This is a genomic window from Novipirellula herctigrandis (assembly GCA_007859835.1).
GTDB classification, from domain to species: Bacteria; Planctomycetota; Planctomycetia; order Pirellulales; family Pirellulaceae; genus Novipirellula_A; species Novipirellula_A herctigrandis.
Genome location: SJPJ01000001.1, coordinates 895,971 through 919,396, shown reverse-complemented (window position 1 = coordinate 919,396; position 23,426 = coordinate 895,971). Strand labels below are relative to the sequence as shown.

Genomic DNA, 23,426 nt, shown 5'->3' with positions numbered 1-23,426 from the left:
TCGGGTTGTTGCAGCTCGGGTTGTTGCAGGTCGGGTTGTTGCAGCTCGGGTTGTTGGCGAGTGGATTCTACTGCCTTGGTTTGCAGTTCCTCGATGGTCTCCTCGTACTGCAATCGAATTTGCTCGATCTGCTCGTTCGCGATTCCCAATTCAGTAGCCAGCGAATTGAAAGCTTCATTGGTGGGACGTGACTCAAGTTTTGCAACTGCGTCATCGCGTTCTTTTTGGGTCTTCTTTCGATCTTCTGTCGCGTGGACAAATTCGGCTTCGATCGTTTCACGATCGGCTTTGAATTGATCAAGTGACTCTGCAAGTTGTTGGTTGGCTTCACGAAGTTCTGCCAGTTCGCGGTTTGCATTGGCCAACTCGATAGATAGCTCTTGGACACTTCTGTGCAATTCGTCGGCTTCGGCAGCCCAGCTTTCACGATCGCGGTCGTGACTTGCAGCGGACTCGTGGATCATCGACTCGAGTTGAGCGACGGAATCACGAGCTTCGCTGTAGTTTTCCCGCAGTTGAGATGACTCATCGCTTGCGCTGCGGACCATGTCCTGCAACTGTTCAATCTGCTGACGCAATTGCTCGGCTATTTCCCCGCTCTCCGAAGCAATGCGTTGTTCCTGTTCGCGTTGCTGTTTGATCTGTTCGAACTCGGCCTCGACTTCGGCCAACCTTGCTTCGGCAGCATGGCGTTTCGCTTCGCTTTCGGCTTGTGCGTCGAGTGCGTCGTCTCGTGACCGTTCAAGCTCCGCTTGAATGCGATGATGCTCAATGCGGTTATTCGCTTCCTGGTTTAGCAGCGATTCTTGGTTGGCCGAGAGGTTTTCGAGTTGAGTTTGCAGTTCAGTGAACTGTTCACGCATCTTGGTGATTGCTTCGGTCGCCGTGCGAGCTTGCTCTTGCGACTGGTGCAATTGTTGCGATGCTTCTTCGACCTGATTTCGGTAGCTAACCTCGAGTGTTTCGAACTCTTGCTCACGCTTATCGAAGAGTTGTTCGCGTGTCAAGTTTTCTGCGTGCATCCTCTCGACTTCGGCAGACTTGCGAGTGCATTCGTTTTGCAGCGATGAGATTGACGACTCTTTCGAGAATAGTCCTGCTTCACGTTCTTGAAGCTTTTCGGAGCGACTCCAAAGTTGACTTTCGCGTTGGTGTAATTGGGATTCGCGGTCGCTGCATCGTGATTCACGGCGATCGACCTCTTCTTGACGCTTTCTCCACAATTCAACTTCGTGACGCAATTGTTCACGCCATTGCTGGTCCGGTTGTGGGGCAACTTGGGTTCTGAGGTGTGGTTGTGGTTCCACTTCGACCATCCCGATTAGCTTTTCGGCTGCTTGGTTTGCAAGCGGTGGCGAAAAGAGATCGATCGGTTCCTGCGAGTAGTGTTCGACGACGCTTCCCGCTGGGGGCGTGGTGAATAAAGGTGATTTTGCGAATGCGGGTGCGGTGAGAAGCTCGAATGAGTAATTGCCCAGACGTAGCAAGTCACCGATCTTCAAGGTTGATTCAGTTTGTCGTGTCGAGTTGATTTCGATCGGTACCGAATAGGCTCGAACAAGTATTCGGTTGGAGTCGCGAATCAGGACGGCATGTATTGGCCGTAGGCTTGAATCGGCTAGCTGGATCGAACAACCACTACCACTGCCGAACGTGTAGCGATTTCCAGTCAAACGTAAACGGCGAACGGGTGATCCAGGGTGAGTGACTCGAAATTCAATCGCAATGGGATCGGCCGGGTTAGTTTGTCCCCGATTTGAATCGGTGAATGAAGTCTGATGCGACGCTGATGGATAGCCAGACTCGGTTCCGTCGAGTCCATTGTCGGTGAGTCCCGATTGATCGCTGACAAATGCACCTAATTCATAGGTATCGGTTTGGAAGGGAGCTGTGTTGTTCGTGTGATCCGTATTCACCGTCGGTGTCCCTCGAATTTTGAAGATCCAAACTATCCAGCGTCGCCACTATCTAGTGTGGCTAAGGCTCACTCGTTTGCTGGCATTCGTGCGCGCATTGACACTCGTATGTGTCTAGTTGCACGTTCTCTTCTTCGGACACCGGAACGTGCTCGGGTTAGACAATTTGGAAGAGCTGTGCCGATTTGACCGGCTGGAACCCCTCCACGGAGTGGTTTGTGGCTTTCTAGTTGACGAGGCAAGAGTGCAATTCCGCAAATGTCCGGCTGGGGAAGGGAAACTTTTGGGAGGCTCATTAGCCGTTAGAGGCCTGTTAATCGCGAGTTTTTTTGCCACATTTGACGAAATTTGCATGGATTTCATCTTGCGGGTGCAGACACCGGAGTTCTGGTTTCTATGATTGGATCGAACCCTGTGATTGCCCGTCATTGGATTTTGGTGTATCAAATGCAACCGTCAACGGTGTCTTGTGGAACGCAAAATGCGTCTAAGGTAACCGCATAAGCCGTTGACTGCCGCTGTGGCATACGTTACGACTCTATTCAATTCCTGGTGCGATCTCATTTGCTTTCACTTTGGACAGATTTTAGAGCGTAGAAACAACAACGTGATTTAGTTCGACTCGAACGTGTAAGAGGTACAAGCCATGGCTAGAAAAGATGCGATTTTGAAACTGCGGGAAACTTTGCTTCACCGCCGCAATGCACTGAGGCGGGCTCTGGCGGGTGACTTAAGCCTTTTGCAGGAGCTGCATCAGACCAAAACGGGCGACGTGCTCGACGCTGCGGCCGATACGGTCCAAGATGAGCTCAATAGCCAATTGCTTGAGGTCGAAAGCCGTGAGCTGACAGCGATTGAAGATGCTCTGACAGCGATGGATCAAGGCGAGTACGGTGACTGCGAAGGCTGCGGAAAACCGATCCCGCTGACTCGACTTCGAGCGATCCCGTATGCGACCGATTGCATCGCTTGCCGCCGCAAATCGGAAATGTCTAATGGATCGCATGGCAAGGTTACTTGGAATCGTGTCTTTGAAGATGTCGAAGTCGATTCGATGTAGTGGGCTTTCCGCCGAGTGCTGCGTTTCAATGAGCGTTTCTGGAAAAGCTTGTGAGACGATTCACCGCTTCAAGTTTATCCGGTGAGTCTCTTTGTATCGCTTGTGTGGCTATTTGAGTTGGTTATTAGCGATTCTACGTTCAGCGGCTGGTTAAATGTCCGGCCGTTTTTTATTGCGCCGCAAATGCCAATTGTTCCAGATGGGCCGTGAAAGGCTAGCAAAGCACAAAGTCGCAAAGGTGGTCTTCGCTCGTGGCCGATGCATACAATCACGCCGTCGTCGTCCTCCACCCAAACGACGGTCATGTTTATGTTACCTCCCCACTTCCAAACAGCCCCTTCCAGCGACGCCATGGATCAAAGCCTAGAAAGTTACCGACGTCGTGCGTTGAGTCGTTCGGTTATCGGACGGCCAAGCACGCAACGCTTATCCACGCGACTACGTCGTGCTTCGCTGGCCCTTGCGATGTTGCTCGGATCGACATCATTCGCAGCGGGGCAATCCCCGGTGGTCATTGGGCATCCGACGAAGGATCCCGATTCGCGAAGCGTTAGCGTACGACGTCCAGTTTTGGATGAAACCGGTCCAGCAATGGTCGATGCTCAGCGAGAGCGTTTGTTTAACGAGTTGGCCGAAGAATTTTCAATGTTTGACCGGCTGGGCAACTTGGTTCGTCGCGTGTCGACGCTGGTCAAGCCAAGTGTGATTCATATCGAAGCCCACAAGACCGAGAAGAATGAGTCGTATGACGAAGCGGGCGCGGGGGTGGTGCTGAGGATCAACAACGAAAATTGGGTGATGACCAATCGACACGTGATTGTCGGAGCCGATCCGAAACAGATCCTGCTACGAACAAGCGATGGCCACGAATTCCATCCTGTTCGGGTTTTGGCAGACCCCAGCACGGACGTGGCAGTGATGAAAATCGCGTCGCTTGATTTGCCCGCGGCACGGTTGGGCAATAGTGACCAAACTGAAATCGGTGACTTCGTTATCGCAATTGGTAGCCCATTCGGGCTGAGCCACTCCGTGACGTTTGGGATTCTCAGTGCGAAGGGGCGGCGTGATTTGTCGCTCGGTGAGCAGCGGATTGAGATGCAAGATTTTTTCCAAACCGATGCAGCAATCAATCCCGGCAATAGTGGCGGACCATTGTTGAATTTGCGAGGCGAAGTGGTTGCGTTGAATACGGCGATTGCAAGTAGCAGTGGCGGTAGCGAAGGGATCGGCTTTGCAATTCCAATGAATATGGCGATGGACGTTGCCAAGCAATTAGTAAATTATGGCCAACTTCGGCGAGGCTATTTGGGTGTGACACTCGACCCAGCCTTCTCCGTTGCCGATTTGGCTGCTGCTGGCTATACAGCCAAGGGCGGGGCGCTGGTCAAGAATGTCCGCCCGGGTTCGCCCGCCGAAGTCGCTCATTTGCAGCGTGGGGACATCATTGTCGAGTTCAACGGACAGCCGGTCGATAACGATGATCATTTGGTTGCGCAGGTCGGTTTAACGAGTCTGAGCCAAAGGATTCCGATGATCATTTACCGCGACGGAAAGCGTTACCGGACCGAGGTAGTGTTGACCAACACCAAGTAGTCGAACGGCAGCAAAAATCCATGTTCTTTCCGCAATTTGGTAAGTTCTAGTCGTAGAGGTTAAGATAACATACGGCGGTAAGTATCGAAAACGCGGGCGTAACTCAGTTGGCAGAGTGACAGCTTCCCAAGCTGTTTGTCGAGGGTTCGAATCCCTTCGCCCGCTTTTGTGAAGACATTGCAAAAACCTTGAATGCGAATAGGTTTTTCGCTCTTGAACCGGTGCCCTACGATTTGATCTGCTATTCCGACCGCAAGAATGGATCGAGTGGCTGAGTCGGAAGGAGCTTGAGCCCAGCGATGACGCACTCGGCATTGACTTTGGCCCCTTCGGCGTTCGTATGGGTTCGAGCGTCGGCGAATAGCGTGTTCACTTTTACCTCGCCGAATTGTTGGTAGCGATCCCCAATGATTGTCGTCAAGTCAATGAAGTATGCCCCGGTCGCTTCGGCAACCTGGCGGCACCATGCTCGATGTTCTGCGAAGTCAGGCTCGAAGTGCCCTTCATGCCAATTGTTCTTGTGTGGTATCGGAGAGCAAATGATTGGCACTGCCTGTTTCTCTTTTACTCCGGTGCAAATTTGCTTCAGGTACCATCCATATGTATGGACCACTTCAACGCTACCATCATCGAGCGTGACCTCTTGTGCGTCGTCACCGGTTCCCGCCAGTGCGGGACGCCGCTTGAATCGAATGTCTCCAACACGTCCACCGTCGTTGTGACCGAATTGCATGATCACAAAATCGCCTGGTCTCAGTTGGTTGAAAATATCCTCCCATCGCTTTTCTCGCATATAGGTTCTTGTGCTGCGGCCTCCGATCGCCCGATTGACGACATTCAGTTTCTCTGCACTGAAGTATCTGCCAATCACTTCACCCCAGCCGACTCCGTCCCGATAGCCATTGCGAACGGTTGAGTCGCCCATGATATAAAATGTTGGGATCGCTTCGCGGAGCGGCATTTTGTCCAAGACGGAGGAGTCATCCAGTATCGGGCGCGGATCGGGAGTGATTACTTGCACCGCCTTCGCCGCATCGATGCTTTGTCCTGCCTGTGAAAGGTGCCTCACCAGATCACCGTTTTTCAGAGCCAGAAGGCCCGCGACCAAACATTCTGCGTTTAGTTGAGCGCCACGCAGCGAGGTATGGGTGTGCTTATCCGCAAACAACGCCTCGACTTTGGTTTGTCCAATGGATTCGTAATGCTCAGCGATGATGTCATTCAGATCGATGTACGGCACACCCTCCGATTCGGCTGTTTGACGTGCCCATGCGGAGTAAGAGGTTGTTGCACGATTCACCGAGTCGCCATTCCACGACTTGCGTGGCACTGGCGAGCAGACAATCGGGTTGGCACCTTTCGCTTGCGCGTCTTGGATATACCTTCGCAAATACCAACCATACGTGTGGACCGTTTCTGGTTTGCCAGTCAATTGGTTGACGATTTCTTCCGCTTCGTCACCGCTGCCACGGATGGTGCCGCGTGCTCGTTGGTCATCGTTAATCGCAGACGCATCATTGTGACCAAATTGCATGATCAAAAAATCGCCGGGCTTAAGGTGTGCCTTGGTTCTCTCCCAATATCCATTTGTCAAATAGGTTCGACTACTCAAACCACCCACAGCACAATTGACGACATTGAGCTTCGATGAATCGAACAAATCCCTCAATGGCTCACCCCAACCCCATTGGCCATTGCCGCCTGAGCCATCGCCGTTGCGTACTGTGGAATCGCCAATCAGGATGAGGCTTGGAAGCGACGGCTTTTCAGGTTCAGGCAAGGGACGCAGTTCGGCTTTCAGATTGCCTGCATGCAGAAGAAGAGCAAGCAAGAGCACTTGGCTTGCCATGTGGAATAAACCACGGCGCGTCAGTCGTCGAATCATAGGACTTAGGTTGACTTGGTTCATTCTCAGCATCCCGTTTCTTACTTTAACCGGCTGCCTGTTGAGATGGTTGGTTGAAGGTTGCGAAGGATCCAAAAGCCGAGATACAGCAGGACTGCCTATCGATGCGCGCGATCCCGAAGCAATGGGCGCCTAGGATGACTTTGGAACACTGGTCTATCGCGTTCGTATGTATCGAAATCTCTTAAGTAAGTCGTACGCTACCAGATGTTTTCATTGTTGACGCTGCTTAGTCGGTGAATCCCATGAACTGCTTCGCGTTGGAATAGCAAATATTACGAACCATGCCGCCCACCAAATCAAAGTCGTTGGGCAATTCACCCGTTTCCATGTCGCGGCCCAGCAGATTGCACAGCACGCGACGGAAGTATTCATGTCGCGGATAGGACATGAACGAACGCGAATCGGTGAGCATCCCGACGAACCGCGAAAGCAGTCCTAGGTTCGATAAGGCTCGGATTTGCCACTGCATCGCCTCCTTTTGATCCAAGAACCACCAGCCCGAGCCAAGCTGAATCTTGCCCGGAATCGTTCCGTCTTGGAAGTTCCCGACCATTGTTGCGAACGCGTAGTTGTCGGCCGGGTTGAGGTTATAGAGGATAGTCTTGGGAAGCGAGTTTTCCTGATCGAGCCGATCTAAGAAATTCGCCAGCGGCGTTATCTGTGGAGTGTCCGCAATCGAATCGAATCCGGTATCCGGACCGACTTTCTTGAACAAACGCGTGTTGTTGTTGCGCCGGACTCCGAGATGCATTTGCATGGTCCAATTTTTTTCAGCATTCCAACGGCCTATCGAAAGCATGACATGGCTTGCGAACTTTTCCATTTCATCGGCCGTCGCTGCTTTCCCCGCGCGGGCCTTGTCAAAGATCGCTGCGGCGTCTGCGTCACTCGGGAAGTTTGCGAAGCACTTCTCCATTCCATGATCGGACAGACGGCCGCCCATTTCGTGAAAGAAGTCGTGGCGTTTTTTGAGTGCGTCGAGGAACTGAACAAGGTTCGAAATACTGACGCCGGAAGCTTGTTCCAAGGCTTTCACCCATTCATTCCAAACCTGCGGTTGATGTACGTTGTAGGCCTTGTCCGGGCGGAAGGTGGGGACCACGCGTGTGCCCAGCCCTGACTTTGCGATCGTCTGGTGATGCGTCAAGTCGTCCGTTGGATCGTCCGTGGTACCGACAACTTTGACCTGGAAACGATTGAGGATGCCATGCGCGGAAAACTCTGGTGAGGCAAGTTGCTCGTTGGCCTGAGCCCACACCGCAGGAGCGGTTTGTTCATTCAATAACACATCGACGCCGAAGTATCGCTTAAGCTCCAGGTGCGTCCAGTGGTAGAGGGGGTTGCACAATGTTTGTGGTACTGTCCGAGCCCAAGCTAGGAATTTGTCATACGGTTCAGCATCACCGGTGCAGAGTCGCTCTTCGACACCGCCCGCCCGCATCGCTCGCCACTTGTAATGGTCTCCTTCGAGCCAGATCTCGAAGAGGTTTCGGAATTGCCTATTTTCAGCTACCTCCTTGGGCGGCAAATGACAATGGTAGTCCAGGATCGGCTCATCGATTGCATAATCATGGAACAGTCGACGGGACGCCTTGGTTTCTAGCAGGAAATCTTCGTGAATGAATGCTTTGCTCATCATCGTCCAATCAACCTTTTCCAAATAAAGACGGAATCCAAAGTGACAGCCCCGGCAAATAAGTGATCAGTAGTAGGGCTACTATCATTGCGAAAAAAAAGGGCAGCAGCGATGGCGTGACCTTCGCGATGGTGGTCTTGCCCACGCCACACCCTAGAAACAAACACGTGCCCACAGGAGGCGTACACAAGCCGACGCAAAGATTGGTGATCATCACGATGCCGAATTGCAGCGGGTCCATTCCTAACTCGACCACCACCGGCAAAAAGATGGGCGTGAAGATCAGCACCGCTGGGGTCATATCCATGAACGTCCCCACAGCCAACAGCAACAGATTAATCGCCAGCAGAATCACAAATGGGTTGTCCGACATTGCCAACAACGATGTGCTAACTTGTTGCGGAACATTTTGTGTCGTCAGCAACCATGACATTCCTGAACTGGCACCAATCAATAACATCACCACCGAAGTGGTGACGGCTCCTTTGAGCAGGATGGCAGGCAAGTCGGCCAGTTTGACTTCGCGATAGACGAGCACTGCCAATACAAAGGCGTACGCCACCGCGATGGCTGCTGCTTCGGTCGCGGTGAAAATGCCTCCCAAAATTCCGCCAATCACGACAATCACCAATAACAGGCTGGGCACCGCCCGCACAAAGGAACTGAGCAATTCACTCCAACTGACGGCTGGTTCCCGTTCGAGCTTGCGACCTTTGGCCCAAAAAAAACAAACGCTCATCAAGCACAGTCCGACCAAAATTCCCGGGACAATCCCTGCTAGAAACAGCCCCACGATCGACACGCCGCCAGCGGCCACCGCATAGACGATCATGATATTGCTAGGCGGGATGATCAATCCGGTCGTGGCGGATGTTACCGTCAATGCCACGTTGAAATCGCGAGGATATCCCTTGCGGTTCATCTCCGGAATCATGAACCCGCCGACCGAGGAAACCGCCGCTGCTGCCGATCCCGAAATCGATCCGAATAGCATGCACGTCAACGTATTGACGTAAGCCAAACCTCCTGGGAATCGACCAACGCAGGCTGCGGCAAAGTCGATCAAACGCCGCGCGATTCCCCCCTGACCCATCAGCAGTCCCGACAGAATGAAAAATGGAATGGCCAGCAGCGTGAAGCTGTCGATGCCATTGGCCATCTTCAGAGCAACGGTGTACGTCGCGTCACCCCCGCTGGCAAAGATGCACAAAAACGTCGCAATCGCAATCGCCACCGCGATGGGGACATCCATCAATAGTAGCAACCCAAAGCCAATCACTAATAACCAAACTACCGCTGACATCAATCCATTCCTTCTTCACGCGGTTGTGGCAACTCGTCTCGATCACACAGCACATCCCACATGTGACCAAGTGTAAAAAGGGAGGTGAAAACGCCGCTGATCGGGACCGCCAAATAGACCCAACCCTTGGGGATACCAAGTGCTGGTGTGTCCTGTTTCAATGCCAACGTGCGGCTGACCAACTGCCAACCGCCAATCAATAGCACTCCGATCGCGAACAACAGCACAACCAATAGAGCGCCGAGTTTGAGGATTTTGCGGCCAGCGGGATGGAACTTGCCGACGAAATAATCCACGCCCAAGTGCGACCGGCTTTCAAAGGCGAGCGAGGCACCCAATAGTCCCACCCAAATCATCAGGTAGCGTGCAAGCTCCTCGGTCCAACTGCTTTGTCTCGCCAGCATTCCCCAGCTGGCGAGCATCCGGGAAAACACGCCCCATAGTACATCGATCACCAAAAAGCCCATCGCCAAAATGAGCGTCAATTCGAGCAACCGCGTCAGGATCGCGAGAAACCGAGTTCGTTGATTCGCATTGTCAGATTCCATTGTCAATCCAAAGGCTCCATCGCACGGATTTGTTGGACCAAATCGCCAATCTCAGTTCCTTGGAATTGTTCATACATCGGTGCCACCTTGTCCATGAAAGGTTGCTTGTCCGGTTGATAAACTTCGACCCCCAACTCTTTGATTGCCTCAAGTGCTTCGCTACTCATTGTGGCCCATAGTTCGCGTTGGAAGCGACTGGATTCGTCGGCTGCTTGTTGCAACCACGACTTTTCCTGATCGCTAAGTTGATTCCAAATGGGCGTGCCGATCAGCAGCATGTCGGGAAGCACGACGTGGCCATCCAGACTGAAAAATTGACAGGGTTCGTAGTGCTTGTTGGAATAGAAGCTCGGCAGGTTGTTTTCGGCGCCATCCACGGTCCCTTGGGCCAAGGCGGAATAGAGTTCGCCCCAAGAGATTGGCGTGGGCGAGGCACCCATCATCTCGACCATTTTGATTGCCATGGGACTATTCATGACGCGGATTTTGAGGCCCTTTAAATCCTCTGGTGCCTTGATTTGTCGGCCCTTTGTATAAAAATTGCGACTGCCGGCATCGTAGTAACACAGCCCATACATGTTTCGTTCCGAACCTTTGTGCAGCAATCCTTTGCCGAGTTCGCTGTCGGCGAATTTCCAAAAATGGTCTCCGTCAACAAACAGGTACGGCAACCCGAAAACTTGCATCTGCGGCACAAACGCTTCCATCGGTCCGGTGGAAGTTTTGGTCATTGCGAGCACGCCATTTTGCAGTTGTTCGATGCATTCCACCTCACCACCAAGAACGGCGCTGGGATAAATTTCAATCGACATTGAACCGCTAGAGATCGCTTCCAACCGCTCCTTCATGTGTAACATGCCAAGGTGCACTGGGTGCGAGGGGTCAAGCGAATGTGCGAGCTTCAACACGCGACTCTGCTGAGCGGCAAGTCCGGAGGCACCCGAACCGGACGCACCGGATTCCGCCACACCGGAGCGGGACGCGCCCGACCTAGACGATCGACGAAGTACCATCGAAAACCCGGCCGTCGCCAATAGCACGCCGAGTATCAATCCGGCTAAGAAGACGGAGATAGATTTACCCATCCGTGATGACCTTTACAGAAACAGTGGCTGAATGTGGCGATCGAGCAGATTGGAAGTGACATTGCGAGAGATCGATTCCTCGCATGCTTCCAATTGACTTAAATATCGTTGGCCCATCTTGGCCGCGACCTTGAAGCCGACATGAAGCAACTGCCGCAAGTGCGGATTGAATTGTTCGTCGGCCTGGTTGTGCCGAAGTGCACGAACGAACTGCTCACTGCTCCAGCCATTCACCGCATCGGCGGTTGGTAATTTCGCCCGATCAATGTCAATGACCGTCGCGTAGGGTGCGCACAATTCATCGATGTGAGCCAATGCTTCGGCGTAAATTTCCTTGGCCAACTCGAGCCCCGTGCCGCCTGCTTCGGCTAGCCCAATGACTTCCTCTAACCAAGTCGTGCCAGCCGTTTTGAGGTGCAGTCCCGCGTTGTGCTGTTTCAGTGCGCGGCGGATGGGACCATACAACGAAAATTTATCGCTGCCGGAATGAACGCTAAGCTTCAAGTTGTCCGGCAATCCGTATTGCTTGACCGCATGAGCGATCACACAGATATCGTCGTTGAACTCACGTTCGAATTGTGCAACGTCCCCGACGTAGTCAACGCCCTTATTGAACCGACCCGTGAACTTCGGTGCAATCGTTTGGATAGGGATCTGCTCGTCCGCGATCGCTGCTAAGATGATCAGCAGCTCTGGCGGAGTTTGCGGGCTGTCGGTCTCGTCCATCGAGATCTCTGGGACGAAGTCGCCCTTGGCCGCCGCGATGTGTCGATGCACCTTGCCCGCCTCTTGGACGGCAAGTAGAAACTGTTTGGCCACTCGCCTCACTTCGGCCTTGGAACCGGTTAGCGGCCGATCGATGCCAGCGACCTCAATTTCGCCGCACAGTTCGGGGTGTCGTTCGACAAAGGCGTCGATCGATTCCGCAGACGCGGGCTTGCCGATGAAGTCCGCCACGTCGATGGTGAAGAAATCCGAGGCATCCATGAAACGGTCTACGGTTTGGAGCCCAATATGGTCCGCATCGACATGATAAGGCCGGGACCAGTTCAATGCCTTGACCGCCACTTCGGCGGCGGCCAAAACACTATCGGGCTGCGATCCGATAATGGTGTGCTCGCGGTTGGATTTGTTCCACACCGGCACAATCTCGGCGCCTCGTTCGGCAGCCGCCACGAAGGCATTCAATTGTGCCTTCGCCTGATGCGCGAAACGGTCGCCGACCCCAAGCGTGAATCGATTGAGTTTTAACATAAGTAACAGGAGCCTTTTATTAAAATTTTAGGAATAAGTAGCTTGGATAGGGCGGGAATTGAAGGTCGAAATACGATGCGGTAGCGAAGCGTGGTACCGGTTCGTACCGGGTGGGCTTCATCGGAATTCCAAGCAGGGTCGCTAGGATCCGGCCCCTCGTCGAGCAAGCCACAAATTTCTCGTTTGTCGGAAAACGTGAACATCATACAGGAAATCGTTTCTCAGGTGTCATCTTCTTTGAATTTGGACCGGTCGGAATGTTTCTACCGAACGAAGCCAAACCCTTCGACGGCTCACGCGAAAAGTTGGCTCCTATGCCTGAGTTCTGACGAAGGAAATGGAGACGCCAATTGTGTTCTTATCGAGATTGGTGTTCGCCATTTTTCCGATTGGGTATCGTTTCTCTGCGGTTGGGTGGTTGGCGATTCCCTATTGCAATGATATCCATCGCAGATTTCGGAAGTCTGGGTCCGGACCTTGCCACGGAGCTCCTAGGTTCACGCGAACGTTTGCTCCGTTGACGCTGTCGTTGAGCGTTTCGATCGCGTCTATCCGAAATTCCATGATCCCGTTCCAATCTGTCAATGCCGCGCCCTGGGCGTCATGGAAATCGGCTGGTGAGAGAACGATCGGTTGCCACTGGGAACCACCGGCGAGATCGATTTGCGCTGCATGTCGGTCGATTCCTAGTACGATCTTGTTGGCCTGCGTCGCACGTACTTCCACAGCAAGTTTGGCATCGGCGGGTGCGTTCCAACAATCATCGTAGACCTTGTGTGTTTTGCGGCCCCAAGTGTCGGGTTTGTAGGTAAACCATTCCTTCTCCCAATCGCCCTCAAAGGTTTCGATCATCGGTGAAGGTTCTATCGTTGGTTGTACCCCGGCTGATTTGAGCTCCTTGGACGTGGCCATGAACATGAGCGATGAAAGGTTGAATTCAGCAGATGAATGGACTGCATAGTAGTATCCCGCATAAGTGACGGGTTCATCAAGCGAATAGGTCGCGTTTGCGTAGACCCAGAGTGGTTGATCGATGCTCGTTAACGGCAGGCTCGCGACCCAGCGGTCTCCCTGTTTCTTGGCTTTGGAGTGTCGCCAAAATCGGTTCTTTGTGTTTTCCATATCGTCCACTAGGCCGTCCATTTGGCCGTGTCCGGTATAGTAAATATCGACGTTCAAAACTGGTTTAGAACTATCGGCAATAACTGACACATGAGGAACCCGGTCCTTCGTGTCTAAATCGACGTTGAGCTGGGGCGTTTTGGGAAAAGTGAAGGTTCCTTTGAGTTGTTGGTCAAACCAAAGTTGGCTAGCGACTTCGTAGTTGGCTGTGTCTTGGTGGTTGTGATGCGGCGAGCAGGTGACACGCCAATCGGAGCTCTTGATTTCGGTGACGGCTTTTTGCAAGTCGTCAATGCGACCATGGAAATCGTTTGCTGGGCTTTGAAACAAGATTGGGCATTTGATGTTTTTTAGCGCCAGATCATCGTTGATGGTGGCGCGGTAGAGTTCGTCACCTCGCGTGCGATCACTGATCCCGCCACAGGATGGAACCGCAGCCTTGACTCGCAAATCCGACCCGGCCGTTTGAACCGTTAACTTGCCGCCCATCGAGTGGCCGTAAACGCCAAGCCTCGCCGCATCCACTTCGGACTGCTGCTCCAAAAACGTCAACGCCCGCTGCGCCCCGATGGTGCATAGAAACCACGGATTATTGCGTGGTGAATCGACGGAATCCAGCGTCCAAGGGGCTGGTTCTATTTTGAAAAAGTTGTTTTTTGGATTCCGACACGGTGCATGATAGCCATCCAGTGCGCCCCAATCGGTTGTTACTCGATAGGCTTCGTTATCTATTTTTCCGTCCCAGAATAGTTTCACTTCGGCGGGGGTGACTTTGTAGCCAGGTGCATTGATTCGGCCAGCCCAGGAGATTGAGATTGTGGCATAGCCGCGCTTCGCATTGGTCAATGGAGCCCTGTAGTCGGCATACTGTCCACCTCCGTGAATTTGAACGAGGCCCGGCAGGTCTTTTTCGCCCTTAGGAAAACCATACACGGCAGCCATCATCGCTTTTTGGCCCTTGAAATTTCCGATGCGGTAGCGAAGCACCTTCATTACCACACCGTCTTCTTCCCACTCCTTCAGGACTTCGACATCGAGCGGATCGGACCGCGGGTCAAAACCCGCCCAAAGTTCGGCATGCGTTTGAGGGGCATGCCCGTCCTTCAATGTCGGTAGTGTGTCTTGTGCAAAGGATGCTTGGACAACAGCGAGAAGACTCAATACGAACAAGTTCACTCTTTGACTCATCACAAATACAGAACGCTCGATAGAAAATAATAGTGTTGATCGTGTTCGCAACGCATTTCATTTTTTGTTTTTGTAGGCCCGTTTTTACCTAGCCTACGAAATAAAAAAATGCTTTAGGGGTACGTTACAGGGATAGGACTCAGCGTTTTGAGGCTTCGTGCTTATTGCCCGACGCTTAGGTTTACGACTTAGACGCGTGTTGGAGGAAGAAGTCAATGATGGGAGCCGGGTCTTTTAGTCCATGAGGATGGTGACCTTTGCCGTTTTCAACAATCACTTCAATCGATCCGCCGAGTTGTTCGTAACGCCTTTTCATGATGGCGTGGTTTTCCTCGTAGGGAACCACATCATCTGCCGAGCCGCAAACGTGCAACAGAGGAATGCCTGCCTGAGCCAGAGGTCCTAGTAAATCAATGGGGTTCTGTTTGTAAGCCAATGCTTCTTCATCGGAGTGGAAACCATACTTTTTCTTTGCCGACCGCCACTGCTGGGCGCTACCCATTGCTTTGGAATCGCTGCTGGGAACAAGTTTGCCACCAGGCCAACTTTTCAGTGCGCAAACACCGTTGTCGGCATAGATACAGCTGACTTTTTCTGGATTCGCCGAGGCCCAACGATACACGGACAAGCATTCACGGCTCACTGCTACCATCGCCGGTTTCTTTGAGAACCCATACGTATCAGTTAGCAAATTGTAGGCGACATCCATGAGATCACTTCCCGATGGATGCCCCAACGAGTCGCCTGGCGCCTTGACGATGTAATAGCCAGCATCCAACATTTTCAGATCGGCGAAAATCGTCAACTCCGTTGCTGGATTGAAGTGGGCCCCCCAGAACATCCCTCTCCATATCCAAGGATTCCCCGGTGCGGGTTTCTTGGGGCAGACCACTTCGATAGGAACGCCGTCAGAGGAAAATTGGTAATGATCAAAGCCTTTGAAATCGTTCTTCTTTCCTGGAAACGCGTTGTCTTGGATTGGACCGGGTTTCTGACCCAGCGGTGTTGCACTTGAAGAAATCTCGACCGACAGTTCCTGAAAGGCGGTGTTCTCTCCGCCCGCGACGGATGTCACCGGTGAGACGCTCCAAAGGATCCAGCGGAACTGTCCTAGTGATCGACCGGCGGCAGCTCGTAGCGAGGCTGCCGTGTATTCGGGCTTCGTTGCCCGGTTTGAATCATTGGTGACTGTTGTGTCAACGTTGCCAAGGGGTGTGTAATCGGCCGGATCCCAACCGGGGTCACTGACGGAGTTGCTTCCATATAATGTCACTTTCTGTGCGCCGCGTGCCCCCTTTGCAAACGACCAACTGGTGATGGCCGCGATAGGTTTTGATTTGCCCAGATCCACTCGGTAGGCCCCATTGCGAACCCCGTTGCCAAATACGGGGCCATAACGGTTGGCGAGTTCACCGTTAAGAAGCGAGCTTAGCGAATCGTTGTTGGTGCTCTGGTTAGCAGCGACCTTCCCGCATGGAATGGTTGGCAGACGCAAACTTTTAAACTCGTCCGCATCGGATGCTGATTCGATCACGACGTACGAGTGTTCTTCAAGAGCGAGATCCATCGGTTGTTGGTTTCGGACCACATTGAGTTCGAGCGGCGCTGAACCGACGGTGGATAGGGTTTGGAAGAACCTGCGCATGTCTGATACGGGATGACCGTTAATCACTTGAACAAGATCGCCGCTTTTTAAACCGGCCTTGGCGGCTTCGGATGTGCTGGGAACTTCGGTCAGCGCTACACCGCCCGATTCTTTGCTGATGCCATAGGCAGAAAACTCATCACCTTGGAGCGAGTGTAGTTTGGCTCCAAGCCAGTAGCGATCATGCGATGCGATGTTCAGCGCGTTGGCTTTTAACGGATCTTGCTCAAGTTCCTCGTTCAGCGCAGGGATGACTGGCGTTGCGGCGATTGATTTGAGTGATGGTTTTTTTACGCCGAACTGATCCATCGGGAAATTTTTGAAGCCGATCGCCAAGGCGGGGGATCCCTCTTGGACGCGAAAATCACCGGCCGACGGATTGATGAACATGGGATCGGCGATGATCGAATTGACATCCCAACCCAAATTCGCGTAACGATCCTTTTGCTCGGCGCTGATACCGAAGTACAGATTGCCGTCGATCCGCTTTCCTTTGGCGATCTCGCTGGGCATTCTGGCGCCTCGGTGGGCCGCCATGAAAATATTAGAGAACACTTCGTCTAGGCTGTTGTTGAACCAGACGTGTGGATGGAAACCATTGTTGACTGCGATATTGTTCCACGCGCGGCGGCGGAATCCCTCGCGAAATTTCAATCCACCATGAAGCAGTAGGTTGTTATAGATGTCGTAGTTGCTTGATCCGTCATCCAAATCGATATCCCAACCGTGATCGCAGCGCCAACGGCTATCGCGGATCACTGTCGTGTGCATGGCATCGAGGAAAGGCAATCCAGGATCGGCGTCGACTGCTTTTTGTGAAGCCTCCAGATGATCGCGACGCCAATAGCGATCCCTTCCCCACGAGTTAAACGAACCGTGGTCATGCGTTTCTAGAACGGTGTCGAAAACATCACAGCGTTCAATAAGGTGGCCACCCCAACAGCCGTCGCCAATATTGATACCGGAGCGGGCGCAATCGTAGACCGAACAATCGCAGACCGAAATTTTCGACGCCATTTCGATCAGCACACCGGCGGGTTGACGTTCAACTCGGCCGATGCCGTGAATCAAACAGTCTTTGACGGTGCATTGAGAAGGATAATTTTCCGTTTTTGGCCCGGGAGTACGGTCAATCGTCGCTAGGTCGTTCTTCTGGGCATATTGAAACAGCGGATCACGCACTGCGTTGGGGTCGCCAACGAAACACACTCCGCTGGCCCCGGCGTCGTGAATATGACAACCCTTTATCAACACACGGCGGTTGTAATGGTTGACGAAGATCGCGTTGCCACCAACCTGGTCAAACTCGGTATCGAGAATTTGGACATCTTCGGTCCCCGTGAGCATGATTGCGCCACCACGATAGATAGCCCAATCGCTTCGCAGCAGTGGCTCTTTGCAGTCCATAAAGGTGCGAGCGGCATGACGGATAACGAAGCCTTGCAACGTAACGTGCTTGACCGGTGTGTTGACCGATCCATCGATTTGGATCAAGTGGCTCAGTCGAACGACTTCCACGTTCGCCGTACTCAGGTCCGTGTCCGGTTGAGGCATGTAGAAAAGCGTATTGGTACTTGAATCGTGAAACCATTCTCCCGGTGCATCGAGTTCTTCGAAGATGTTTTCCACCATTCGAAAGTCGGGGTGCATTCCCATTTGACGATTGTTTTGCCAGCCACCTTCGAACGTCACTTCGCCATTGGATTCGGTGCCCGTGATCCGGTAATGATAGCCCCCCCAACGCGAACGGTGCATCGCGTGTATGTAACCGCCGGTCGGGTTGGCCCACCGTGCCGCTCTCTGTTTGGAAAACGCGTCGGAGGCGTAACCTTGATAGGCTTCGGTTTTTTTGCTGGCGTCATAGTTCGGGTAACGGGCCATCCGTTGATTCTGTCCATCTACAAACAGTTGATCAACGACCAATCCAGAGGGCGTCCTCGCCATGAAGATACCATTGCGATACGGTTTCCAGGTTAGGTCCAATTTGCTTCCGCCGCTCAGTACCGCGCCGCCTTCGTTCTGTGCGGCATAAGCGATAGGATGTTCTGCGGTTCCCGAGTCTTCCGGATCAAACACTAACGTGTCAGGCAAGTAATAGATTCCATCTGCGACATGAACGGTAACCGTTTCCTTTCCCGCAAATTGGCGTGCAAGCGACTTGGCTCTTGTAAGCGTTGCGACGGGTGAGGATTTGGCCCCCGAAGCTTCGTCACTTCCGGTTGGACTGACGAACAACTCCGCAGCACTCGCATGATTGGAACATAGCAGTGCCAGAAACAGAAAAATAGGAAACGATCTCATGCATTTTTTCATTGGTCAGTGATTCGAAGTAATCGGTGATATTTGAAGCCTTCCAGGAGATTGATTGGCTATCACGCTCCCTGGGGGGGGCTGCTTGTCTTACAAACTAGGTGCAACCCAATCTGGAATTCCATCGGTTTGCTTTTGTTTTTCGAACTGCTCTTGGAAAGACTTTGGCACATCTAAGGAAGCATCTTCGTTGACCATCATGGGACGTACGTCATCCCACCAAGCATCAAAGTTAGAACGCAACATTTCAACGACCTCGGGATACTCACTCGCGAGATCGGTTGTTTCGCCCAAATCTTGCTCGATGTTGTAAAGACGCTTGTTTATCAATCGCCACTTCTCATTTCGCACTGCAAAACCGTTGTATTTGGAATGGTCGGGATTCGGGTCCCCCTGACTGAATCGCTCTGGTGCGCCCGCTTTTGCCCAACGACCGACATGGAAGAACGTATTTCGTTCTATCCAGGGCGCGTTTGCATCCTTGATTAAGGGCACGAGGCTGCGGCCATCAAGATTTAGGTCACCGGGAATCGTGGCCCCGGCGATTTCGGCAAGCGTTGGGAACAAGTCGAAGTGACGTGTTAAATGATCAATTTCGACATTTGATTTTGTGGTGCCTGGCAGTCGCATGAACAATGGAACCCGAGTTCCCCCTTCGTCCACCGTCCCTTTGCCGCCCCTCATTCCCGCGTTGTGGATTCTTGAACCTGCGGCGCTACCGTTGTCGGTCATGAAAATCAACAATGTATTGTCCGTCAGATTCCATTGATCCATCTTTTCCATGAGCAGTCCCATGTTCTCGTCTATGTTGACAATCATGCCTAGAAAAGCGGCGGGCTTCTTGTCACATTTGTCTTTGAACAAATCAGAATATTTCGGGTCGACACGATAAGGCGAGTGAGCTGCGTTGGTTGAAATGTAGGCAAAGAAGGGCTGCTTTTTCTCAGCACCCGTTCCCTTGGCTTTGATCCAACCGAGTGCTTGTTGGAAGAAGACGTCGGTGCAATAACCATGGGTTTGCTCGAAACGACCGTTGTGTTTGATAATGGGATCGAAATAGTTTGTCCCCGGAGCATCGCTTTGATCGCCCGCATGTGCTTGGCCGATCCCGCCGGCGCCATGAATAAATGTCTCGTCAAAGCCACGGCGATCCGGTTGGTAGGGATCGGCGTCACCCAAGTGCCATTTACCAAAAATTCCTGTGGTGTAGCCTGCCGATTTCAATACCTCGGCGATCGTCGTTGCGCTCAGAGCCAAGCGTTCACGTTCGACAACGGTATGAGTCACGCCGACATTGAAGGGAGCTTTCCCGGACATCAGCGCAGCCCTCGTCGGCGAGCATGTGGGGCTGACGTGAAAATCAGTGAAACGAGTACTTTCGCCGTAAAGCTTGTCGATGTTGGGCGTTTTGAGAAACGGGTGTCCGTGACAGCTAAGGTCACCGTAGCCTTGATCGTCCGTCATCACCAAAATAATGTTGGGTGGGGCTTCCGCTTGGGCGGCAGCGTTAAACGCTCCAAGGATCACTCCAAGTAACAATGCCGGTGCTGTGCAATAAACATGACCATGATGGAACTGAATCAGCGATCTCATTCTTGTCCTTTTCAGATAATGATGTGTGTGAAATCGTTTTTAGCCGGCACACCATTGGTGCTGCGACCGTTTTTGATATCGGATTCGAAATGACTCAACAGTACGGTGATGACTTCGGGGAGCGATTGGGAAAGGTCGTTGGCTCGCCCGGATCCGAGTTCATGTCATTGATCTCAGGAGCGAGGTAGGTTGAATGCGGCTTTCGGCATATCAACAATGGAATCGTGGATTGATCTTTGACATAAGCAACGGTGGTATTGAATCTAACCCAAGGCTGGTGTGAACGCCTCGGAACAGAAATCGGAAACGAAACAAATTCGCAGGTCCTGCGAGTAAAAAATTTCGCTCACTGTAAATTGGGTGGATGCTTGGCAAACATTAGCGTGCCCCAGGGCAACGACGATCGGCCACCAGACTCGGGCCGAATCTTGGACACAGCCTGTTCCGTGTACGGGGCATCCAATCCTTTGCGGTTGTGATAGTGGTTGTAAACTTTTTCGTACATTGGTCGCAGCCGACCACGACTATTGTTCGAGATGGATTTATAGTGATAGCGTCCTTCGAAACTTTTGTACGCTTCGTAAGGTACGTCAAAGCCAAGATTGTACTTGGCGGTGTATTCAAAACCTACAAGCAGTCGGTTGTCGAGAGCACCGTAAAGATCGATTCCTTGGTTCCACGCCGTTTCGCATGTGTTAGCCAGATACTCTAGCCCCATTTGTGTGTGGACCTGATCTCGTCCCGTTTCTTGGCATTCACCAAACTCGTTGAAGTAATTGCAAATGGCTCCATTGCCTTCGCCATTTTGGAAATAATTGACTGCGCGATCAAATATTTCGCGATCATCCAAAACGACTCCCATGGCAATCATCGTTTGCAGCATCGAGGCATCCCAGTTGCCATTGGCCGATGGATAGAAATCCTTGATGATCGGGTACCAAACTTTCCGTAACATCGATCGAAATTGTTCCTGGTTTTCCTCGGGCCAACCATCCCAATTATGGCTAAGCAGCTCGGCGGCGTTGCAGAATTGATGGCCAATCATCCCAATCAATAATCTCGCATCATGGTTGCTGACACTGCGAAGTGTTTGCGACCAAGCGTCAATAATCTCCGCAGCCTTTTCCGCGTGGGCTTGTTTGCCAGACAACGCCCATTTTAGAGCATGCGTGTAGGCCGCCGACCCGTCTCTTGCGAAATCGGAAGCACCGATATTGGGATGGTTGCTTGGCCCCCGCTGGACGTGTGCGAGGGGCGTGGGCCTCCAATCCAAACATGCCAATTCAGACGCATTCAATTGTTCCCATGCTTCTTTCCAAGGTTGTTGGTTTGTGTCCAATTGTCGTTTGACAAAGTTGATACTGGCTTGGGTGTGCGCGATGCCGGGATGGACAAATTCTTCGGGAGCCCGTGTCTTTAGCTCAACGGCAACGAGGATTGACGGCACCGTCCAAAACAGAAACGCGGTCAATTGAGCACAAAGAATCGTTATTCGTGATTTGTTTCTATTGTTCATCATGTTACCTGTGGTGACTCGACAGAACTCGAAATTGAAAGGTGTGTCGAAACCACGCTATGTTTAATGCGTCTTTACTGTGACGGATGTTAGGGGGCTATCGTTTCTTGTTTCGATGGTCCGCTACGCTGAGGCATGCGCCAACGCGAACGGCGATTGGAGTGGCGAGACATAGAATGGAAAGGATCTTCGATATAGGGGCGATGGGTGTAGTTGTACGCTTCGGTCTACAGATGAATTTCTTGCTAGTTGGCTTTTTCTAAGTCGCTTGCTTTATCAATTAGAGCACCAATTTGTGGCAACGATGCAACAGCTTGGGCGATCTGTTTGGCGATAAGTTCACATCCTTCTTTATTGGGATGCACGCCGTCGTGGCTGATCCAATTCGGATCCTGCTTAAGGACTTTTTGAAGGTCAACTAACGCGACGTCATGCTCGGCCGCAACCTGAATCGCCGTTTTTTGATATTGCGTGATTAAATGTGGAAGTCCACCGACGGCATCGAACGATTCTCGCTGATGACGCAGGAAATACTTGTTCGGATCAATCGGTGGTAGCGTACAAAGCACGACGTCAGCCTGTTGCTTTCGACAGGCGTCGATCATGGTTTCCAAGTTCTCTTTGTATTTCACGACCGGCACGCATTTTTCGGCATCGACACGTAAATCGTTCGTACCAAAAAAGATGACCACCACATCGGGCTTTTTGTTTAAGACATCGGTTTGCATTCGGTGCAGCCCTTGGGCAGACGTATGTCCAGCCACGCCGGCGTTGATCGCTTCGACACCAAGTATCTCCGCTAAGATCGCCGGATAGCCTCGCTTGGTGATGCTGTCACCGAAGCATACTATTCTGAGAGGGGCTGATTTAGCTGTTGAACTTGTGGCTTCTTCAGCTGAACTCCATCCGTTGGGCACCAATAGCCAAGCAGCGAAAATTGCAAAAGTCGTGAATCGTCGTGATGTCATGTTTTCTCTGTCTGGATCTATTCTGCTACAGGGAAGGAATTGGCAGGAGACTTGCGGCGTCGCAGCATCAATCGTAGCCCCATTGCAGCCAACAGGAACACCGAAGTTGTCGGTTCGGGAACCGCGGTGACGACGAAGTCAAAGCTCTGGACCCCTGTGCCCAACTCTCCCACATAAGTCGATCTTTCAAACAGGCCAACCAGTTCGGCGTACGTCAGATTGGGTGCCAAGATCGATCCAAAATCAATCGAGGCTAGCCCGGTCGCCAACGGATCACTGGCAGAAATCTCACCTGCATTGGCGGTGAAGAAGAATCCATCAAACGGATTGCTCAGTGCCCCGGTATTGATGAACATGTCGTCGCTTTCAAGCACAAAGTTCGTGATTCGACCGCCGTCCGCTTCGCTGCCATCGAGCATGACCGCGCCGGTCCGCGGGTTGTAAATCAAATCTGCCAAGTCCGAACTTAGCAAGGAAGCGGCAGCAGAGCTGATGAGTGCATTTTGTGGCGGTAGAGTGGCGCCGAAGTTGCCAAATACCACTCCGATGTCGGCGTTGTCGACGTCTAAGTCCCCATCAAAATCGCCGATCGTCCAATCGGCGTCCGTCGTCGATTGATACGACCCAAAGACCGCTCCGATATCGGCATTGCCAACCGAATCGGAGAAATCGGCATCGCCCATGATCGAAACCCTTGCAGTCACATCGTTAGCGCCGTACTGCACGGCCAATCCAGCATTGAGTCCGTTGACCGTCCCCATCGAGACGCCGCTGATCGAG

15 protein-coding genes and 1 tRNA gene are annotated in these 23,426 nt (G+C 52.3%); 3 read left to right on the top strand and 13 right to left on the bottom strand.

Going from position 1 to position 23,426, the window contains the following annotated elements:
• Positions 1-1,916: FHA domain-containing protein (locus tag CA13_RS34580; RefSeq protein WP_419193874.1), on the bottom strand; the 1,916-nt coding region annotated here is incomplete at its 3' end.
• Between the two features lie 646 nt (positions 1,917-2,562).
• On the opposite strand from CA13_RS34580, the gene CA13_RS03075 reads away from it, so the two are divergent.
• The 3 genes from CA13_RS03075 (at position 2,563) to CA13_RS03065 (ending at position 4,734) form a co-directional block, all read left to right on the top strand.
• Entirely contained in the window at positions 2,563-2,976 is a 414-nt protein-coding gene (locus tag CA13_RS03075; protein WP_146394549.1) for a TraR/DksA family transcriptional regulator, read from the top strand.
• A 591-nt stretch (positions 2,977-3,567) separates the two neighbouring features.
• Positions 3,568-4,569, top strand: a complete 1,002-nt coding sequence (locus CA13_RS03070) for a S1C family serine protease (RefSeq protein ID WP_146403346.1) — start codon at positions 3,568-3,570, stop codon at positions 4,567-4,569.
• A gap of 92 nt (positions 4,570-4,661) precedes the next feature.
• Positions 4,662-4,734 (top strand) — tRNA-Gly (locus CA13_RS03065).
• Positions 4,735-4,810: 76 nt separating this feature from the next.
• Here the strand turns inward: CA13_RS03065 and CA13_RS03060 are convergent.
• From CA13_RS03060 to CA13_RS34575, 12 genes are all read right to left on the bottom strand, one after another.
• Entirely contained in the window at positions 4,811-6,454 is a 1,644-nt protein-coding gene (locus tag CA13_RS03060) for a rhamnogalacturonan acetylesterase (RefSeq protein WP_146403344.1), read from the bottom strand.
• A 250-nt stretch (positions 6,455-6,704) separates the two neighbouring features.
• A complete protein-coding gene (gene uxaC, locus CA13_RS03055; RefSeq protein ID WP_146394548.1) occupies positions 6,705-8,117 on the bottom strand; it encodes a glucuronate isomerase in 1,413 nt (470 codons plus the stop codon).
• A 7-nt stretch (positions 8,118-8,124) separates the two neighbouring features.
• Complete coding sequence (locus CA13_RS03050; protein ID WP_146394547.1) at positions 8,125-9,417, bottom strand: TRAP transporter large permease; 1,293 nt, start codon at positions 9,415-9,417, stop codon at positions 8,125-8,127.
• Entirely contained in the window at positions 9,417-9,965 is a 549-nt protein-coding gene (locus CA13_RS03045) for a TRAP transporter small permease (RefSeq protein WP_146394546.1), read from the bottom strand. The genes CA13_RS03050 and CA13_RS03045 overlap by 1 nt, the downstream gene beginning before the upstream one ends.
• Positions 9,966-9,967: 2 nt before the next feature.
• On the bottom strand, positions 9,968-11,050 hold the full coding sequence (locus tag CA13_RS03040; RefSeq protein WP_146394545.1) for a TRAP transporter substrate-binding protein: 1,083 nt from the start codon (positions 11,048-11,050) through the stop codon (positions 9,968-9,970).
• Between the two features lie 12 nt (positions 11,051-11,062).
• Positions 11,063-12,304: a tagaturonate epimerase family protein gene (locus CA13_RS03035; protein WP_146394544.1), complete on the bottom strand. Its 1,242-nt coding sequence runs from the start codon at positions 12,302-12,304 to the stop codon at positions 11,063-11,065.
• 429 nt (positions 12,305-12,733) lie between these two features.
• Positions 12,734-14,614 carry a dienelactone hydrolase family protein gene (locus CA13_RS03030; RefSeq protein ID WP_146394543.1) on the bottom strand — a complete coding sequence of 627 codons (1,881 nt, stop codon included), beginning with the start codon at positions 14,612-14,614 and terminating at the stop codon, positions 12,734-12,736.
• Positions 14,615-14,795: 181 nt separating this feature from the next.
• Entirely contained in the window at positions 14,796-18,560 is a 3,765-nt protein-coding gene (locus CA13_RS03025; protein WP_419193873.1) for a right-handed parallel beta-helix repeat-containing protein, read from the bottom strand.
• Between the two features lie 99 nt (positions 18,561-18,659).
• Positions 18,660-20,162: an arylsulfatase gene (locus CA13_RS03020; RefSeq protein WP_146394541.1), complete on the bottom strand. Its 1,503-nt coding sequence runs from the start codon at positions 20,160-20,162 to the stop codon at positions 18,660-18,662.
• A 346-nt stretch (positions 20,163-20,508) separates the two neighbouring features.
• Complete coding sequence (locus CA13_RS03015; protein WP_146394540.1) at positions 20,509-21,681, bottom strand: alginate lyase family protein; 1,173 nt, start codon at positions 21,679-21,681, stop codon at positions 20,509-20,511.
• Between the two features lie 242 nt (positions 21,682-21,923).
• Entirely contained in the window at positions 21,924-22,646 is a 723-nt protein-coding gene (locus CA13_RS03010; RefSeq protein ID WP_146394539.1) for an SGNH/GDSL hydrolase family protein, read from the bottom strand.
• A 17-nt stretch (positions 22,647-22,663) separates the two neighbouring features.
• Positions 22,664-23,426: hypothetical protein (locus CA13_RS34575; protein ID WP_419193872.1), on the bottom strand; the 763-nt coding region annotated here is incomplete at its 5' end.

Excerpts from the sequence above, each read along its gene's own strand:
- CA13_RS03020 (WP_146394541.1), bottom strand. The coding sequence starts at position 20,162 with ATGAGATCGCTGATTCAGTTCCATCATGGTCATGTTTATTGCACAGCA.
- CA13_RS03015 (WP_146394540.1), bottom strand. The coding sequence starts at position 21,681 with ATGATGAACAATAGAAACAAATCACGAATAACGATTCTTTGTGCTCAA.
- CA13_RS03070 (WP_146403346.1), top strand. The coding sequence starts at position 3,568 with ATGGTCGATGCTCAGCGAGAGCGTTTGTTTAACGAGTTGGCCGAAGAA.
- CA13_RS03075 (WP_146394549.1), top strand. The coding sequence starts at position 2,563 with ATGGCTAGAAAAGATGCGATTTTGAAACTGCGGGAAACTTTGCTTCAC.
- CA13_RS03010 (WP_146394539.1), bottom strand. The coding sequence starts at position 22,646 with ATGACATCACGACGATTCACGACTTTTGCAATTTTCGCTGCTTGGCTA.
- CA13_RS03025 (WP_419193873.1), bottom strand. The coding sequence starts at position 18,560 with ATGAGATCGTTTCCTATTTTTCTGTTTCTGGCACTGCTATGTTCCAAT.
- uxaC (WP_146394548.1), bottom strand. The coding sequence starts at position 8,117 with ATGATGAGCAAAGCATTCATTCACGAAGATTTCCTGCTAGAAACCAAG.
- CA13_RS03030 (WP_146394543.1), bottom strand. The coding sequence starts at position 14,614 with ATGAGTCAAAGAGTGAACTTGTTCGTATTGAGTCTTCTCGCTGTTGTC.
- CA13_RS03035 (WP_146394544.1), bottom strand. The coding sequence starts at position 12,304 with ATGTTAAAACTCAATCGATTCACGCTTGGGGTCGGCGACCGTTTCGCG.
- CA13_RS03040 (WP_146394545.1), bottom strand. The coding sequence starts at position 11,050 with ATGGGTAAATCTATCTCCGTCTTCTTAGCCGGATTGATACTCGGCGTG.
- CA13_RS03050 (WP_146394547.1), bottom strand. The coding sequence starts at position 9,417 with ATGTCAGCGGTAGTTTGGTTATTAGTGATTGGCTTTGGGTTGCTACTA.
- CA13_RS03060 (WP_146403344.1), bottom strand. The coding sequence starts at position 6,454 with ATGATTCGACGACTGACGCGCCGTGGTTTATTCCACATGGCAAGCCAA.
- CA13_RS03045 (WP_146394546.1), bottom strand. The coding sequence starts at position 9,965 with ATGGAATCTGACAATGCGAATCAACGAACTCGGTTTCTCGCGATCCTG.